The organism is Photobacterium sagamiensis (assembly GCF_050337085.1).
In the GTDB taxonomy this organism is placed as follows: Bacteria; Pseudomonadota; Gammaproteobacteria; order Enterobacterales; family Vibrionaceae; genus Photobacterium; species Photobacterium sagamiensis.
Genome location: NZ_JAKJSP010000129.1, coordinates 1 through 733, shown reverse-complemented (window position 1 = coordinate 733; position 733 = coordinate 1). Strand labels below are relative to the sequence as shown.

Annotated in this window: 1 protein-coding gene; it reads right to left on the bottom strand. The window is 33.7% G+C overall.

What is annotated here, in order from left to right; translation table 11 throughout:
• Nucleotides 1–268: 268 nt before the first annotated feature.
• Nucleotides 269–733, bottom strand: a 465-nt coding sequence (locus tag L4D76_RS28775; RefSeq protein ID WP_428444203.1) for a DUF3888 domain-containing protein, incomplete at its 5' end; no start/stop codon positions are given.

Genomic DNA, 733 nt, shown 5'->3' with positions numbered 1-733 from the left:
GGGATAGTGATAGCAATAATTGATCTTGCGGTAAATCTGCTTAGCCTGTAATGGGCTTTTTACTTTTWACGGTATRGCGGAAACTATCAGAATCTTTGTAGATGTGGATTTGAAAGAAAGTTGTACTTTTTAAAAAAAGTCGTTCCGTTTTGAAAAGAGTTTAACCGTTTATAAAAAAGATGAACCGAAATGAACTAATTTCGGTTTTTCTTAATGAACTAAMGGGGCAGTTTAGTTGAATAATATTCCTGAAGAAAAAGCACCCTTCTTACAAAGGATGTCTGCATTCAGTTATTTCGTTTGGCTTTAACCTTTTTCTTTTGAAATCAATAGCCTGCCACTCTATGGATTTTTCATTACTAAAAGTAATCGTCACTAAATCATTGGGAGGACCGTGAGCACCTTCAAATGTTGTTACCTGCACGGTGACATTAAATAAGTAAGTGCCTATTGGCAGCTTCTTAATTTGGGTTATTTCACCACAATAATTTTGTTTAATTTCGCCATATTGCTTCTTCAATTCTTGTTGAATTGAGGGATAAAGCATAATAAAAATCAAGTCATCACGCAACTGTATATCATTTTTAGTTACGGTTTCGGCTTGAACAGGAGAATAAGAGAAAAGAGTTAGGCAGGTAATCAATATTACAAGGCTTTTTTTCATAAAGAACCTCCATTCAATGTTGCTCTTATTATGAACAATTAAAGAAATTCTTATTAAACTAACGGGTGC